This is a genomic window from Amycolatopsis sp. NPDC004747 (genome assembly GCF_053601335.1).
The window spans coordinates 127,553-143,165 of sequence record NZ_JBSGBQ010000023.1 but is presented as its reverse complement, the minus strand read 5'-3'; the positions used below and the strand labels follow the sequence as shown (position 1 = coordinate 143,165).

At 70.0% G+C, this 15,613-nt stretch carries 10 protein-coding genes; 5 read left to right on the top strand and 5 right to left on the bottom strand.

Annotation, left to right across the window (positions count from 1 at the left end; genetic code table 11):
* Nucleotides 1-110 precede the first annotated feature (110 nt).
* The 4 genes from ACWEGE_RS32170 to ACWEGE_RS32155 are packed head-to-tail and all read right to left on the bottom strand — an operon-like array spanning nucleotide 111 to nucleotide 4,678.
* Nucleotides 111-1,523: a GH1 family beta-glucosidase gene (locus ACWEGE_RS32170; RefSeq protein ID WP_449664204.1), complete on the bottom strand. Its 1,413-nt coding sequence runs from the start codon at nucleotides 1,521-1,523 to the stop codon at nucleotides 111-113.
* The gene (locus ACWEGE_RS32165) at nucleotides 1,520-2,377 is read right to left on the bottom strand and encodes a carbohydrate ABC transporter permease (protein WP_449664203.1); all 858 of its coding nucleotides are present in this window, start codon (nucleotides 2,375-2,377) and stop codon (nucleotides 1,520-1,522) included. The genes ACWEGE_RS32170 and ACWEGE_RS32165 overlap by 4 nt, the downstream gene beginning before the upstream one ends.
* A complete protein-coding gene (locus ACWEGE_RS32160) occupies nucleotides 2,374-3,369 on the bottom strand; it encodes a carbohydrate ABC transporter permease (protein ID WP_449664202.1) in 996 nt (331 codons plus the stop codon). Before ACWEGE_RS32160 ends, ACWEGE_RS32165 begins: the two co-directional genes overlap by 4 nt.
* A 4-nt stretch (nucleotides 3,370-3,373) precedes the next feature.
* Nucleotides 3,374-4,678 (bottom strand): ABC transporter substrate-binding protein, encoded by a 1,305-nt coding sequence (locus ACWEGE_RS32155; protein WP_449664201.1) that lies wholly within the window; start codon nucleotides 4,676-4,678, stop codon nucleotides 3,374-3,376.
* Nucleotides 4,679-4,928: 250 nt separating this feature from the next.
* Here ACWEGE_RS32155 and ACWEGE_RS32150 point away from each other — a divergent pair, with 250 nt between their 5' ends.
* The 4 genes from ACWEGE_RS32150 (at nucleotide 4,929) to ACWEGE_RS32135 (ending at nucleotide 12,697) form a co-directional block, all read left to right on the top strand.
* The gene (locus ACWEGE_RS32150) at nucleotides 4,929-5,924 is read left to right on the top strand and encodes a LacI family DNA-binding transcriptional regulator (protein WP_449664233.1); all 996 of its coding nucleotides are present in this window, start codon (nucleotides 4,929-4,931) and stop codon (nucleotides 5,922-5,924) included.
* Nucleotides 5,925-6,338: 414 nt separating this feature from the next.
* The gene (locus ACWEGE_RS32145) at nucleotides 6,339-9,257 is read left to right on the top strand and encodes a glycoside hydrolase family 48 protein (RefSeq protein ID WP_449664200.1); all 2,919 of its coding nucleotides are present in this window, start codon (nucleotides 6,339-6,341) and stop codon (nucleotides 9,255-9,257) included.
* A 10-nt stretch (nucleotides 9,258-9,267) separates the two neighbouring features.
* Nucleotides 9,268-10,797, top strand: coding sequence for a cellulase family glycosylhydrolase (locus ACWEGE_RS32140; RefSeq protein ID WP_449664199.1), 1,530 nt, complete (start codon nucleotides 9,268-9,270; stop codon nucleotides 10,795-10,797).
* A 67-nt stretch (nucleotides 10,798-10,864) separates the two neighbouring features.
* Nucleotides 10,865-12,697 (top strand): glycoside hydrolase family 6 protein, encoded by a 1,833-nt coding sequence (locus ACWEGE_RS32135; RefSeq protein WP_449664198.1) that lies wholly within the window; start codon nucleotides 10,865-10,867, stop codon nucleotides 12,695-12,697.
* A 504-nt stretch (nucleotides 12,698-13,201) separates the two neighbouring features.
* Here ACWEGE_RS32135 and ACWEGE_RS32130 read toward each other — a convergent pair.
* Entirely contained in the window at nucleotides 13,202-14,473 is a 1,272-nt protein-coding gene (locus ACWEGE_RS32130) for an ABC transporter substrate-binding protein (RefSeq protein WP_449664197.1), read from the bottom strand.
* 182 nt (nucleotides 14,474-14,655) lie between these two features.
* Between ACWEGE_RS32130 and ACWEGE_RS32125 the strand changes: the two genes are divergently transcribed.
* Nucleotides 14,656-15,606 (top strand): LacI family DNA-binding transcriptional regulator, encoded by a 951-nt coding sequence (locus ACWEGE_RS32125; protein ID WP_449664196.1) that lies wholly within the window; start codon nucleotides 14,656-14,658, stop codon nucleotides 15,604-15,606.
* Nucleotides 15,607-15,613 lie beyond the last annotated feature (7 nt).

Below are 15,613 nucleotides of genomic sequence, written 5' to 3'. Positions count from 1 at the left end.
CGGCTGAACGCACCCGAGGCGGCCTTCGGTGCGTCACCAGCAACCGAGGCCGCCTCGGGGCGCCTGGACCGGGACAGGCGACCGCGCCGGCGCCCGTCCCGGATCCTGGTTCAGCCCAGCCCGTTGAGGCCGATGACCCGCGAGTACCAGTGGGCACTCTGCTTCGGCGTCCGCCGCTGGGTCGCGTAGTCGACGTGGACCAGGCCGAACCGCTTCGCGTACCCCTCGGCCCACTCGAAGTTGTCCAGCAGCGACCAGTAGAAGTACCCGCGCAGGTCGACCCCCTCCTGGAGGGCGTCGTGGCAGGCCCGCAGGTGGGAGTCGAGGAACGCCACGCGGTCGGTGTCGACGATGTCACCGCCGTCGGAGACGACGTCGGGGTAGGACGCGCCGTTCTCCGTGATGTACAGCGGCACCGGCCGGTAGCCGCGGTGCACCTGCAGCAGGGACTCCGTCAGGCCGGCCGGCTGGACCTCCCAGCCCGAGTCGGTGCGGGGTGCCGCCGGGTCGGGGACGAAGTGCACGTCGGCCGCGCCGACCCACTCCGGGCCCGCCGGCTCGCTGCCCGGCACCGGACGGCCCGCGACGCGGTAGTCGCGGTAGTAGTTCACGCCCAGCCAGTCGACGTGCGCGGCGATGACCGCGGGGTCGTCGTCGCGCACGACCGAGCCCAGCCCGAACGGCTCGAGGTCGGCGACCAGGTCGTCCGGGTAGCCGCCGCGCAGCACCGGGTCGAGGAACAACCGGTTCTGCAGGCCGTCGATCCGCCGGGCCGCGGCGACGTCGGCGACGTTCGCCGGGTCGTGCGGGGCGACCGGGTACAGGTTCAGCGTGATGCCGGCCGCGGTGCTCGGGGCGTGCCGCCGGATGATGTCCATCGCGAGGCCGTGGCCGAGCAGCAGGTGGTGGGTGGCCGCGACGGCCGCCGCGTGGTCGGTGCGGCCGGGCGCGTGGATGCCGCCGGCGTAGCCGAGCATCGCCGCGCACCACGGCTCGTTGAGCGTCGACCAGCTGGCGACGCGGTCGCCCAGCCGCTCCAGCACGGTCTCGGCGTACTCGGCGAACCGGTAGGCGGTGTCCCGGTTGGTCCAGCCGCCCTTCTCCTCCAGCGCCTGCGGCAGGTCCCAGTGGTACAGCGTCGCCCACGGCTGGATCCCGGACTCGAGCAGGCAGTCCACCAGCCGGTCGTAGAAGGCGAGCCCGGCGGCGTTCGGCTCGCCGCCGTCCGGCCGCACCCGCGGCCAGGCCAGCGAGAAGCGGTAGGCACCGAGGTTGAGCCGGCGCATCAACCCGACGTCTTCGGAGTACCGCCGGTAGTGGTCGGCCGCCGGTTCGCCGTTGTCGCCGCCCCGGACCGCACCCGGGCGGCGGGCGAAGACGTCCCAGACCGAGTCGGTGCGCCCGTCGGCCGTCGTGGCTCCTTCCACCTGGAACGCCGCGGTGGCGGCGCCCCAGACGAAGCCAGGCGGGAACATCAACGCGGTCTCCGCCCGAACGCTGTCGGGATGTACGGACATGTTCACCCTTTCACGGCACCTTGCATGATCCCGGCCACGATCTGGCGGCCGAGGAGGACGAAGACGATGAGGATGGGGATGGTGGCCAGGGTCGTGCCGGCCAGGACGAGCGAGTAATCGATGTAGTAGCCGCTCTGCAGCTTCTCCAGGGCCACCTGGACGGTGGGGTTGCCGGCGTCCAGCACGACGAGCGGCCACAGGAAGTCGTTCCACGACATCATGAACGTGAACATCGCGAGGATCGCCGCGGCCGGGCGCACGGCGGGCATGCAGACGTTCCAGAAGATCCGGATCATGCTGCAGCCGTCGACGCGCGCGGCCTCGACGAGCTCGTACGGCAACGCGTCGAGCGTGTACTGGCGCATCCAGAACACGCCGAACGCGGTGACCAGGTTGGGCACGATCACCGCCGGCAGGCTCCCGGTCCAGCCCAGTTCGGACATCGCGATGAACAGCGGGATGATGCCCAGCTGGGTGGGCACCGCGAGCGTGACGACGATGAACACGAACAGCTTGTTGCTCCCCCGGAACCGGAGTTTCGCGAAGGCGAACCCGGCCAGCGAGGAGAACAGCACCGTGGTGAGGGTGACGGTACCCGACACGATGACGCTGTTGCCCAGTGCTTTCCAGAACGGCACGGTGTCGAACACCCGGGCGGCGTTGGCGAAGAAGTTGCCGCCGGGCAGGAACGGCGGGATGCGCTCGGTGAGCATCCCGTTGTCGCGGCTGGCCACCAGGAACGACCAGTAGAACGGGAACAGCGAACCGAGCACGAAGATCGCCAGCACGACGTAGGTCGCCTTGCGCGGCTTGCCGAGCGTGGCGACGCTCTTGCGCAGTCCACTCTGGAGTGTTGTCATTTCTTCTTCACCTTCACCGCCGGGGTGCTGGCGATCCGGCTGGTGAGGAAGTAGTTCGCCAGCGCGATGAGCACGATGATCAGGAACAGCACCCAGGCGATCGCCGAGGCGTAGCCGAGGTCGGCGTTCTGGAACGCCGTCTGGTAGAGGTACAGCGTCACGGTCTGGAACTGGTTGGTGGAACCGCCGTTGTTCGACCCCGGCATGGCGTCGAACAGCTTCGGCTCGGTGAAGATCTGCAGGCCACCGATCGTCGAGGTGATGGTGATGAAGATCAGCGTCGGCTTCAGCAGCGGCAGGGTGACGTTCCAGAAGCGGCGCCACGTGCCGGCGCCGTCGATCAACGCCGCCTCGTGCAGTTCCTTCGGGATGGCCTGCATGGCCGCCAGCACGATCAGGGCGTTGTACCCGGTCCAGCGCCAGTTCACCATGATCGCGATCGCGACGTGGCTGGCGAACCGGTTGGCCTGCCACTCGATCGGGTCCAGCCCCAAGGTCTGCAGGACGCCGTTGATCAGCCCGTACTTCGAACCGAACAGGTTGGCGAAGATGATGCCGATGGCGACGAGACTGGCCGCGTACGGGAGCAGGATGCCCACGCGCCAGCCGGTCGCGCCGCGCAGCCGGGCGCCGAGCAGTGCCGCCAGCATGATCGCCATGATGAGCTGCGGGATGCTGGAGAGCAGGAAGATGCTGATCGTGTTGACCAGCGCGTTCCAGAACTGCGTGTCGGCGAACAGCTCCGTGTAGTTGCCCACCCCGAGGAAGTCGGGGTGGTCGGCCCCGGCCTCCCACTTGAACATCGAGACGTACGCGGTGTAGAGCAGCGGGAACAGGCCCACGATCCCGAAGACGACGAAGAACGGGGCGATGTAGAGGTACGGCGAGACCTTGACGTCCCACCGGCTCAACCGGTGACGGAAGGTGGGCCGGGGAGACACCCGCTCCCCGGCCTTACTCCCTTCTGGCGCGACCTTGTCGATGACGGTCATCGGTTCAGCGCGTGATCTTCTTCGCGGCTTCGACCATCTGGTTCCACGCGTCCGCCGCCGGCTTGCCCTGTTCGACCGCCTGCAGGGCGGGGCTGGACGCGTTTTCCTGGATCTGGCCGTCGCCGGGGCCCTTGTACTGCGGCTTCTGGACCTTCTTGGCCTGCTCGGCGAAGAGCTGGCCGACCTTCGTGTCGCCGAAGTAGGGGTTGGTGTAGCTCAGCAGCGCCGGGTCCGAGAGCGCCTTGACCTGGCTCGGGAAGGTGCCCTTGGCCTGGAACGCCTTGATCTGCTGCTCGGGCGCGGTCAGCCAGGCCGCGAGTTCGGCGGCCTCCTTCGGGTGCTTCGACTGCGTCGGGACGGTCAGGTACGAGCCACCCCAGTTGCCGCCGCCGCCGGGGAACGCCGCGGTGACCGCCCACTTGCCGGCGAGCTCCGGGCCGGCGTGTTCCTTGATCACGCCGAGCATCCAGGCCGGGCACACCTTCGTGGCGAACGCGCTCTGCTTGAAGCTGGCTTCCCATTCGGGGCTGAACGCCGTGAGCTTGGCCGACTCGCCCTTGGCGACCGCGTCGGTGACCTTGGTCCAGGCGTCCTTCAGGCCCTGGTTCTTCTCGATGGCCAGCTTGTCGTCGGTGCCGATGTAGCCCTCGGGGAGCTGGTTGACCATGGCGTTGAAGTTCTGCGAGGCCGAGTCGAACCAGGCCTTGCCGTTGCTCTTCTTCACGAAGTCCGCGCCGGCGGCGAAGTAGCTGTCCCAGGTGGCGAACAGCGGCTTGACCGCTTCGGGGTCGTCCGGCAGGCCGGCGTCCTTGAACATGTCCTTGCGGTAGCACATGGCGAGCGGGCCGATGTCGGTGCCGTAGCCGATGAGTTTGCCGTCCTTGGTCTTGGCGGCTTCGTACTTCCAGTTCAGCCAGCGGTCCGGGGAGGCGTCGGCCGGGCCGATCTTGCTCAGGTCGTTGAACTTCGAACCCTTGTCGAGGAAGTCGGAGAGGTGGCCTTCTTCGAGCGCCGTCACGTCGGCGAGGCCGGAACCCGCGGCCAGCTTGGTGACGAGTTCCTCGTGGTAGGGGCCGCCCTGGCCGGTCTTGCGGTGGGTGATCTTGATGTTGGGGTGCAGCCGCTCGTATTCCGGGATGAGGTCCTCGTAGCCGAACTCGGTGAACGTCGCCAGCGTCAGGTCCACCTTCTCGTTCGGGCCCGCGGCCGCCGGCGTGTTCGTGTCACCGCCCCCGCTGCAGGCCGAGGCGCCGAGCGCCGTCATCGTGATGCCCAGTGCCAGGACCAGGCCGTTCCGGATCGTTCTCACGTGTCCAACCACCTTGTTGACGGGAATGAGCGCTCTCACTGCTGGGAGCCGATCTGGGAGCGCTCCCAGGTGTGGCAGAGTCTGCTGGGGGCGTTCACCGGTGTCAAGGGGTTGTAACCGGAGCGTTTCCTGCGAGGAGCGCTCCCGGACGCAGCGGAGCGTGAACGTTAAGCTGAGGCGGTCAGAGTTGCAGAGGGTGAGCGAGGGCGGTGCCGTGGGGCCTCGAGCAGGGGATGAAGAACGGCCGACGCTGGAGGACGTCGCGGCGTTCGCCGGCGTGTCGCGGTCGACGGCGTCACGGGCGTTGAACGACGACGCGTACGTCAGCGCGGCGGCGCGCGAGAAGGTCCTGGCCGCGGCCCGCGACCTGGGCTATTCCCCGAACCAGGCGGCGCGGTCGCTGGTCACGCGCCGCACCGGGGCGATTGCGGTGGTGCTCTCGGAGCCGGAGTCCCGGCTGCTCGACGACCCGTACCGGGCCGCCGTCATGCGGGCGGGCTACCGGGAGCTCGCCGACGTCGGCCGCCAGATGGTGCTGATCTTCAGCGACATCCGCGAGGACCTGAGCCGGACGGTCCGGTTCCTCGAGGGCGGGCACGTCGACGGCGCGCTGGTGTTCGCCCCGCACCGGGCCGACCCGCTGCCCAAGGCGCTGCGGCTGCTGCGCATCCCGGTGGTCTTCGGCGGCCAGGCGGCCGGCATCCGCCGCGGCGTCCACGTCGTCGACTTCGACAACGAGGGCGGTGCCCGGCTGGCGGTCGAGCACCTGGTCGCGGCCGGGCGGCGGCGGATCGCCACGATCGCCGGGCCCCAGGACCAGAGCGCCCCGATCGACCGCCTCGCGGGCTGGCGCAAGACCCTCCTCGACGCCGGGCTCGACCCCGCCGACCTCGCCGAAGAGGCCGACTTCACCCTTTCGGGCGGCGCGAACGCGATGTCGGCCCTGCTGTCCCGGCACCCGGACCTCGACGCGGTGTTCGTCGCCAGCGACATGATGGCGGTGGGCGCGTTCCGCACCCTCGGCGCGGCGGGCCGGCGCATCCCGGACGACGTCGCGGTGGTCAGCTTCGACGACAACGCCACCCTCGCCCCGGCCATGGACCCGCCGCTGACGTCGGTCCACCAGGACCCCCGCGAGCAGGTCCACGGCATGGTCGAAACCCTGATGCGCCTGCTCGAGGACCAGAACCTCAAGCCGCGGCAGCACATCCTCCCGGTCTCGCTGGCGGTCCGCGCCTCGAGCTGATCCTCCGCGTGTCCGGCCGAACACGCGTGTCGTCCATCCGGACACGCGTGTCGTCCGCCTGGGTGCGTGCCGGTTTCCCCGCCGGCGATCAACTCCGCGTGTGCTCGGCCGGCCGGTGTTGCCCGCTCGGTGGGAGCCTAACCGTTGAGGTCTACACGTTCGGCGCTAAATAACGTTTCACTGAACGCAGTGTCACCGCTTTGCTGGGCTGAATGGGTGACTCACCCCCTTTCGGGTGCGGCTGTTCAGGAGCGTTCAGTGCACCGGTGTTCGCCGGGCGCGTAGATGTGACACCCGGGGCCGCGGTGTCCTTCTGACTCGATTCTTTACATCCAGGTTTCCCGCTGGCTACCGTCTGCGCCTGGAAGCGCTCCCAGATCGCTGGCTCCCTACGGACAAAGGAGTTCCGCAGCCATGCGTTCCTCTCCCCGAAAGCGCGTCCGTGCGCTGGCACTGGCCTCGGCCGTGCTGGCGGCCACGGGCGCGGTGGTCGCCCCACCCCCGGCGCTCGGCGCCGACATCGCCTGTTCCGTCACCTACACCACCAACGACTGGGACACCGGGTTCACCGCCAACGTCTCGCTGCGCAACGACGGAGCTCCGTTCGACAGCTGGAAGGTCGGCTGGACGTTCCTGGACGGCCAGAAGGTCCAGCAGGGCTGGAGCGCGACGTTCGCCCAGTCCGGCGCCGCGGTCACCGCGACGAACCTGTCCTACAACGGCCACCTCGGCACCGGGGCGAGCACGTCGTTCGGGTTCAACGGCTCGAAGGGCTCGGCCAACCGGCCGCCCACCGACTTCTCCGTCAACGGCACCGCGTGCACCGGCGCCAACAAGGCGCCCACGGTCACGCTGACCTCGCCGACTTCAACCGGCACCTACTACGCCCCGGCGACGATCCCCCTGTCCGCGACGGCCGCCGACAGCGACGGCACGGTGAGCAAGGTCGAGTTCTACGCCGGCGACACGCTGCTGGCCACCGACACGGCCGCGCCGTTCGAAGGCAGTTGGGGCAACGTCCCCGCCGGGACCTACTCGATCACGGCGAAGGCCTACGACAACAAGGGCGCGAGCACGACGTCCAGCCCGGTCAGCGTGAAGGTGCTCTCCGGCCCGACGATCGTGGCCACCCCGGCGACCGCGCAGGTCAAGCAGGGTGGCACGACGACGTTCGCCGTCTCCCTCGCCGGCGCCCCGTCCTCGCCGGTCACCGTCGCCGTCGCGCGCACGGCCGGGAGCACCGACCTCACCGCGTCCCCGGCGAGCCTGACGTTCACGGCGTCGAACTGGAACGTGCCGCAGAACGTCACGGTCGCCAGCGCCGACAACGGCGGCGACCTGGGCAGCGCGACCTTCACCGCGAGCAGCAGCGGCTACACCGCGGCCACCGTGACGGTCAACGAGATCTCGTCGTCCACTTCGGACTACCAGCTCGCGTTCCTCACGCAGTACAACAAGATCAAGGACCCGAACAACGGCTACTTCCGCAAGTTCGGCAACATCCTGGTGCCCTACCACTCGATCGAGACGCTGATCGTCGAGGCACCGGACCACGGCCACGAGACGACGTCGGAAGCGTTCAGCTACTACCTCTGGCTGGAGGCGTCCTACGGCCGGGTCACCGGTGACTGGGCCCCGTTCAACCAGGCGTGGACCTCGATCGAGACGTACGCGATCCCGTCGGCGGCCGACCAGCCGGGCAACTCCGGCTACAACGCCAGCAAGCCGGCGACCTACGCCGCGGAGTACCCGAGCCCGAAGAACTACCCGTCGCAGCTGCAGTCGAACGTCTCGGTCGGGGCCGACCCGATCGCGGCCGAGCTGAAGGCGGCCTACGGCTCGCCGGACGTCTACGGCATGCACTGGCTGCTCGACGTGGACAACATCTACAAGTTCGGCCACTGCGAGGACGGCACCAACACCGCGCCGGCGTTCATCAACACCTTCCAGCGCGGCTCGCAGGAATCGGTCTGGGAGACGGTCACCCAGCCCAGCTGCGACCTGCTGAAGTTCGGCGGCAAGAACGGGTACCTCGACCTGTTCACCGGGGACTCCTCCTACGCCAAGCAGTGGAAGTACACCGACGCGCCGGACGCGGACGCCCGCGTGGTGCAGGTGGCCTTCCAGGCCGAGAAGTGGGCCCAGGCCCAGGGCAAGAGCGCCGATGTCGCGGCCGTGCTGAAGAAGGCCTCGAAGATGGGCGACTACCTGCGGTACTCGCTGTTCGACAAGTACTACAAGAAGATCGGCAACTGCGTCGGCGCCTCGAGCTGCCCGGCCGGCACCGGCAAGGACAGCGAGCACTACCTGATTTCGTGGTACTACGCCTGGGGCGGTTCGGCGGACACGGCCAGCTCCTGGGCGTGGCGGATCGGTGACGGCGCGGCGCACCAGGGTTACCAGAACCCCTTGGCGGCCTACGCGTTGTCGGCCGACCCCGGCCTGAAGGTCACTTCGTCGACCGGCGCCACCGACTGGGCGACCAGCCTCGGCCGGCAGATGGAGTTCCTGCAGTGGCTGCAGTCGTCCGAAGGCGGGCTCGCCGGCGGTGCGACCAACAGCTGGGACGGCCAGTACGGCACCCCGCCCTCGGGCACGCCGACCTTCTACGGGATGTACTACGACTGGCAGCCGGTCTGGCACGACCCGCCGAGCAACCAGTGGTTCGGCTTCCAGACCTGGGGCATGGAACGGATCGCCGAGTACTACCAGGCGACGGGCGACGCCCGGGCCAAGAAGATCCTCGACAAGTGGGTGCCCTGGGCGATCAGCAAGACCACGGTCGGGGCAGGCGGGAGCTTCCAGATCCCGTCCGACCTGACCTGGAGCGGCGCGCCGGACACCTGGAACGCCACCAGCCCGGGTGCGAACACCGGCCTGCACGTCTCGGTGAAGAACTACAGCCAGGACGTCGGGGTCGCGGCCTCGCTCGCCAAGACGCTGCTCTACTACGCGTCCGGGTCGAGCAACGCCCAGGCCAAGACGGTCGGGGAGCAGCTGCTGACCGCCCTGTCGGCGAACACCGACACCAAGGGCATCGCGGTGCCGGAGACCCGGTCGGACTACGACCGGTTCGACGACAAGTACAACGCCAGCACGGACCAAGGGCTGTACGTGCCCTCCGGCTGGACCGGCACCATGCCGAACGGCGACGCGATCAACTCCAGCTCCACGTTCCTGTCCATCCGGTCCTTCTACAAGAACGACCCGCAGTGGCCGAAGGTCCAGGCCTACCTGGACGGCGGCGCCGCGCCGACGTTCACCTACCACCGGTTCTGGGCGCAGTCCGAGATCGCCACGGCGTTCGCCGCGCACGTCGCCCTGTTCGGCTGAGAGGCACTTGATGAAGCGACTGCTCTCGCTGGTGGTCGCCGCACTGGTCGGGGGCGCCGTTCTCACGGCGTCCCCGGCCACCGCGGCTCCCGGAAGCACGGCCGCGGCCGGTACCGGCACCGGGTTCTGGCACGCGTCCGGATCCCAGCTGTTCGACTCGACCGGCGCGCCGGTCCGGATGACCGGGATCAACTGGTTCGGTGCGGAGACGGCCAACTACTCGCCGCACGGGCTGTGGAGCCGCAACTACAAGGACATGCTCGACCAGATGGCCGGGCTCGGGTACAACACGCTGCGGCTGCCGTACTCGAACCAGCTGTTCGACGCCGGGTCCAAACCGGTCAGCATCGACCAGGTGGCGAACCCCGACCTGCAGGGCCTGTCCGGCCTGCAGGTGCTCGACAAGATCGTCGCCTACGCCGGCGCCAAGGGCATGCGCGTGCTCCTGGACCGGCACCGGCCGGACTCCGGCGCGCAGTCCCCGCTCTGGTACACCAGCGCCTACTCCGAAAGCCGGTGGATCTCCGACTGGACGATGCTGGCGAAGCACTACCAGGGCAACCCGACGGTGATCGGCGCGGACCTGCACAACGAACCGCACTCGATCCAGGGTGGCGGCGGCGCGTGCTGGGGCTGCGGCGACACCGCGACCGACTGGCGGCTCGCCGCCGAACGGGCCGGCAACGCCGTGCTCGCGGTCAACCCGGACTGGCTGATCGTCGTCGAAGGCGTCGACTGCGTCAGCGGCACCGGCGACCCGCAGTGCGGCTGGTGGGGCGGCAACCTCTCCGGGGCGAAGCAGTTCCCGGTGCGGCTGTCCAAACCGGACAAGCTGGTGTACTCGGCGCACGAGTACGCGACGTCGGTGTTCGCCCAGAAGTGGTTCTCCGACCCGGCGTTCCCGGCGAACCTGCCCGCGCTGTGGGACCACTTCTTCGGCTACCTGCAGAAGCAGAACATCGCGCCGGTGCTGCTCGGCGAGTTCGGCTCCACGCTCGCCGACCCGCGCGACAAGGTCTGGCTGCAGGAGCTGATGAAGTACGCGGGCACCGGGACGTCCGGGATGAGCTTCACCTACTGGTCGTGGAACCCGAACTCCGGGGACACCGGCGGCATCCTCAACGACGACTGGACCACGGTCAACCAGACCAAGCAGGCGATCCTGCAGCCGTACCTGATCCCGCCGGTGGGCTCGGGCGGCGGCACGACCGACCCGCCGCCCGCGGCGAGCTGCGCGGTCACCTACCACGTCGACAACACCTGGCAGGGCGGTTTCACCGCCACCGTGACGCTGAAGAACACCGGCGGCTCGGCGCTGAAGAACTGGGCCCTCGGCTGGACCGTGCCGTCCGGGACGCAGATCACCGGCGGCTGGGGCGCCACCGTCACGCAGGCCGGGCAGCAGGCGAGCGCTAAGGCACCCACCTGGGCGCCCGACCTGGCCGGCGGTGCCTCGGTGTCGATCGGCGTCCAGTCGACCGGCCCCTCGACCGGTGCACCGAGCGGCTTCGCCATCGGCGCAACCGCCTGCACCACCTGACCGAAGCACCCGAAGACCCCAACCACCCGAGAGACCCCAACCACCGAGAGACAAAGGAGCGCACTCGATGAGGAGTGAATTCTGGTCCGCGAAGAGGAAGTCACGGTTCGCCGTGGCGTCCTCGGTGACGGCGGCGGCGATGACCGCCGGATTACTGGTGGCCGGGGGCAGTCCGGCGGGCGCCGCCACCGGCTGCAAGGTCACCTACACGGTCAACCAGTGGGACACCGGCTTCACCGCGAACATCGCCGTGACCAACCTGGGCGACGCCGTTTCGTCCTGGAACGTCGAATGGGACTTCGGCGGCAACCAGAAGGTGCAGCAGGGCTGGAGCGCCACCTTCAGCCAGAGCGGCAAGCACGTGAGCGCCAAGAACCCGTCGTGGGGCGGGAACCTGGGCTCGAACGCCACGGCCAGCTTCGGCTTCAACGGGTCGTACTCGGGCACGAACGACATCCCGACGTCGTTCTCGCTCAACGGGGCCCACTGCGACGGCACGCCGACGACCACGACGCCGACCACACCCACCACGACGCCGACCACCACCACGACGACCCCGACGACGACGCCCACGACCACCACGACGACTCCGACGACGGTGACCACGACGCCCCAGCCGGGCACCCACGTGGACAACCCGTACGCCGGGTCGAAGGGGTACGTGAACCCGGACTGGTCGAGCCAGGTGAGCGCGGCGGCCGCGGCCAAGGGCGGCACGCTCGGCGCCCAGATGGCCAAGGTGGCCAACACCTCGACCGCGGTCTGGCTGGACCGGATCGCCGCGATCGAGGGCACGTCGAGCGCCCGCGGCCTGCGCGGGCACCTCGACGCGGCGCTGTCCCAGGCGAGCGGCGGCACGCCGGTGACCATCCAGATCGTCGTCTACGACCTGCCGAACCGCGACTGCGCGGCGCTGGCGTCCAACGGTGAGCTGAAGGTCTCCCAGAACGGCCTGGCCCGGTACAAGAGCGAGTACATCGACCCGATCGCCTCGATCCTGTCGGACTCGAAGTACGCGCCGCTGCGGATCGTGGCCATCGTCGAGCCGGACTCGCTGCCGAACCTGATCACGAACACCTCGATGGCCACCTGCGCGGAAGCGCAGTCCAGCGGGGCGTACACGCAGGGCATCCAGTACGCGCTGAACAAGCTGCACGCGATCTCCAACGTCTACAACTACCTGGACATCGCGCACTCGGCGTGGCTGGGCTGGGACAGCAACTTCCAGCCGTTCGTCAACCTGGTCAAGCAGACCCTGCAGGGCACCACGGCCGGCGTGAACAGCATCGACGGCTTCATCAGCTCCACGGCCAACTACACGCCGCTGACCGAGCCGAACCTGCCCGACCCGAACCTCACCGTGGGCGGGCAGCAGCTGAAGTCGGCGACGTTCTACCAGTGGAACCCGTACTTCGCGGAGATCCCGTTCGCCACGGCGATGTACAACGCGTTCGTCTCGGCGGGCCTGCCCAGCGGCATCGGCATGCTGGTCGACACCTCCCGCAACGGCTGGGGCGGCTCGGCCCGGCCCACCGGGGCTTCGGGATCCACTGTGGACGCCTACGTCAACTCGGGCCGGATCGACCGGCGGCTGCACCGCGGCAACTGGTGCAACCAGAGCGGTGCGGGTCTGGGCATCCGGCCGACGGCGTCCCCGCAGGCGCACTTCGACGCCTACGTCTGGGTCAAGCCGCCGGGTGAGTCCGACGGTGCGAGCCAGCAGATCCCGAACGACGAAGGCAAGGGCGCGGACCCGATGTGCGACCCGACCTTCCACGGCACCCAGCAGGCCAACGGCGGCAACCTGACCGGCGCCCTGCCGAACGCCCCGCTGTCCGGCAAGTGGTTCGAGGCCCAGTTCGAGGAACTGGTTCAGAACGCCTACCCGCCGGTGCAGTAGCAGACCCCGGGCCGGGCGGTGCCGCGCAGCCGCCGCCCGGCCCGGCCTCCACCACGGCGAGTGCGCACCCGTCCCGCCGGGCGCACTCGCCGGAGGTCCCGCCCGCGCCGCCTGACCGGCCGGGTGGGACAGCGGGATCCGGCCGGGGCGCCTGCCGCGGCCTCCGGCGGCCCCGGGCCGGATCCCGCGGCGCGCACCTCCGGCGTGTCAGCCGAGGTCCTCGCGGAAACCCGGCCGGTGCGGCCCGGCCCGTCGTGGCCGGGCCCGCACCGGCACCCCCTCGAACCCCTTCGGCCCTGGTTCGGCGACGAACCCCCATCCGGGTGTGGAACAGTGCGAACCCTTGTGCTCCGGCAATGCGCCTCAAGGCGGCCTTCGGTGCGTCAGACGCACCGAAGGTGGCCTTGGGTGCGTCAGACGCAACCAAGGCCACCTTGGGGCGCACGGATCCCGCCGGCCGGAACGCCGGACACCCGGCGACGGGCGCCGACGGCGGGTGCCCGGTCAGGGGACGAGCCGGTGCACCCCGACCAGCACCTGCTGCCAGACGGCGGCGGGGTCGGCGCCCTGCTCGACCGACTTGAGCGCGGGCGCGATCACCGTCTCCTGGATCTTGCCGTCGCCCGGCCCCTTGTACTGCGGCTTCCCGACCTTGCGGGCCTGTGCGACGAAGACCTGGCCGCTCAGCGCCCCGCCGAAGTAGCCGTTCATCTCGCTGAGCAGGTCCGGGGAGGTGAAGGCGTCGACCTGGCTGGGGAAGTTCCCGCTCACCCGGAACGCGTGCAGCTGCTGCTCCGGCGCGGTCAGCCAGGCGGCGAGCGCGGCGGCCTCCTTCTGGTGCGGGCTCGAGGCCGGCACGGTGAGGAAGGAACCTCCCCAGTTGCCACCGCCGTCCGGGAAGGCGTCGGTGAGCGCCCACTTGCCCGCGTTGCCCACGCCGGCCTGCTGCTCGATGATGCCGAGCATCCACGACGGACAGACCTTCGTCGCGAAGGCGCCGGTGCGCAGGCCGTTGTTGCCGTCGTCCTCGAAGGCGGTGAGCCCGGCCGACTGTCCCTGCTTCACCGCGGCGGTGACCTGGTTCCAGGCGTCCCTCAGCGCGGTGTTCGTCTCCAGCGTCGAATGGTTTTCGCGGTCGAGGTAGCCGACCGGCAGCTGGTTGACCTTCGCGTTGAAGATCTGCGCCGAGGAGTCGAACCACGGCTTGCCGTGCGAGCGCTTGACGTACTTCTCGCCGGCCTGGAAGAAGCTGTCCCAGGTCGCGAACATCGTCTTCACCGAGCCCGGGTCGGTCGGCAGCCCGGCCGTCTCGAGCAGGTCCTTGCGGTAGCACATGGCCAGCGGGCCGATGTCCGTGCCGTAGCCGACGAGCTTGCCGTCCTTGCTGCGGCCCGCTTCGTACTTCCACTCCAGCCACCGGCCGGGTTTCACGTCGGGCGGCCCGATCTCGGCCAGGTCGGCGAACTTGTCCGCCTGCGCGAGCACGTCGGCGAGGTGGCCTTCCTCGACGGCCTGGATGTCGGCGAGCTCCTGGCCCTTCTGCAGCTTGTCCAGCAGGTCCTGGTGGTAGGGTCCGCCCTGCTCGGTCCGGACCTGGCGGATGGTGAGGCCGGGGTGGGTGAACTCGTAGCCGGGGATGAGGTCCTCGTAGCCGAACTGGCCGAAGGTCGCCACGGTGAGCGTGATCCGCTCCGGCGTCCCCGGTCCGCACCCCCCGATCAGGAAGAGCAGGACGACGGTGGCGGCGAAAGCCGCCGGTCTTCGGATCTGCCACATGCGCGCGCACTCCCCATCCACGGCACGCTCCGAACCCTCGTTGGCTGGGAGCGCTCCCGGGCCGAGTCTCGTTTCCCGGTGCGGCGGGTGTCAAGTCGTGCGACGGCGGGTGTCCGCGCGGACACGGACCGCGGGCTCCGGCCCCGGTCCCGCGACGACTCGTGGTGCGAAGAGAGGGTGCGATGAAGCGTCCGACGATCACCGACATCGCGAAGGAGGCCGGCGTCTCCAAGGGGGCGGTGTCCTACGCCCTCAACGGCCGCCCCGGCGTCTCGGAGGCCACCCGCCGGCGGATCACCGAGATCGCCCGGGAGCTCGGGTGGTCGCCCAGCAGCACCGCGCGGGCGCTGTCCGGCGGCCGGTCCGGGGCACTCGGCCTGGTGCTCGACCGCCGGCTGGAGGCGTTCGTCCCGGCCCTGCTCGACGGGTTCGAAAGCGAGCTGCTGCTGCAGGTCGCCCCCGGCCGCGAGGCCGCGCTGGCCATCTACCGCCGCTGGCGGGCCGAGCGGAAGGTCGACGGCGTGCTGCTCACCGCACCGGACTGTGCGGCCGAGCTGGTGCGGATCGGCCTGCCGGCGGTGATGCTCGGCGGGCCGGGCGGGGTGCCGGGGGTGCCTTCGGTGCTCGTGGACGACGTCACCGGCGCGGCCGAGGCGCTGGCGTACCTCGCCGCACTGGGGCACCGGCACGTGGTCCGCATCGCGGGCGCGGCGGTGTTCGCCGACCCGGCCGCGCGGCGGCGGGCGTTCACCACGGCGGCGACCGGTCTCCCGCACCCGGGCACGGTCCACCCGGAGCCGTCGGCCGACGCGGTCCGCCGGGTGCTGGCCGCGCGCCCCCGGCCCACGGCGCTGCTGTGCGACACCGACGACCTCGCGGTGGCCGCGCTCGCCGCCGCGCGCGAACTCGGCCTCGCGGTGCCGAAGGACCTCTCGGTCGTGTCGTGGGACGACACCCCGCTCTGCCGGCTGGTCCGCCCCGCGCTCACGGCGATCCGGCGCCCGCTGGCCGAGCTCGGCACGCTCGCGGCTTCGGTGCTGCAGGACCTGCTGGCGGGGGAGCGGACCGGTGACGTGTACTCGTCCCGGCCGAGGCTGATCACGCGGGGGAGCACCGGCCCGGCGAACGGGTGAGGGCCGC

Bases quoted from the DNA above. Each gene is read 5' to 3' on its own strand.
- ACWEGE_RS32165 (WP_449664203.1), bottom strand. From the start codon at position 2,377: ATGACAACACTCCAGAGTGGACTGCGCAAGAGCGTCGCCACGCTCGGC.
- ACWEGE_RS32160 (WP_449664202.1), bottom strand. From the start codon at position 3,369: ATGACCGTCATCGACAAGGTCGCGCCAGAAGGGAGTAAGGCCGGGGAG.
- ACWEGE_RS32145 (WP_449664200.1), top strand. From the start codon at position 6,339: ATGCGTTCCTCTCCCCGAAAGCGCGTCCGTGCGCTGGCACTGGCCTCG.
- ACWEGE_RS32140 (WP_449664199.1), top strand. From the start codon at position 9,268: ATGAAGCGACTGCTCTCGCTGGTGGTCGCCGCACTGGTCGGGGGCGCC.
- ACWEGE_RS32135 (WP_449664198.1), top strand. From the start codon at position 10,865: ATGAGGAGTGAATTCTGGTCCGCGAAGAGGAAGTCACGGTTCGCCGTG.
- ACWEGE_RS32130 (WP_449664197.1), bottom strand. From the start codon at position 14,473: ATGTGGCAGATCCGAAGACCGGCGGCTTTCGCCGCCACCGTCGTCCTG.
- ACWEGE_RS32125 (WP_449664196.1), top strand. From the start codon at position 14,656: ATGAAGCGTCCGACGATCACCGACATCGCGAAGGAGGCCGGCGTCTCC.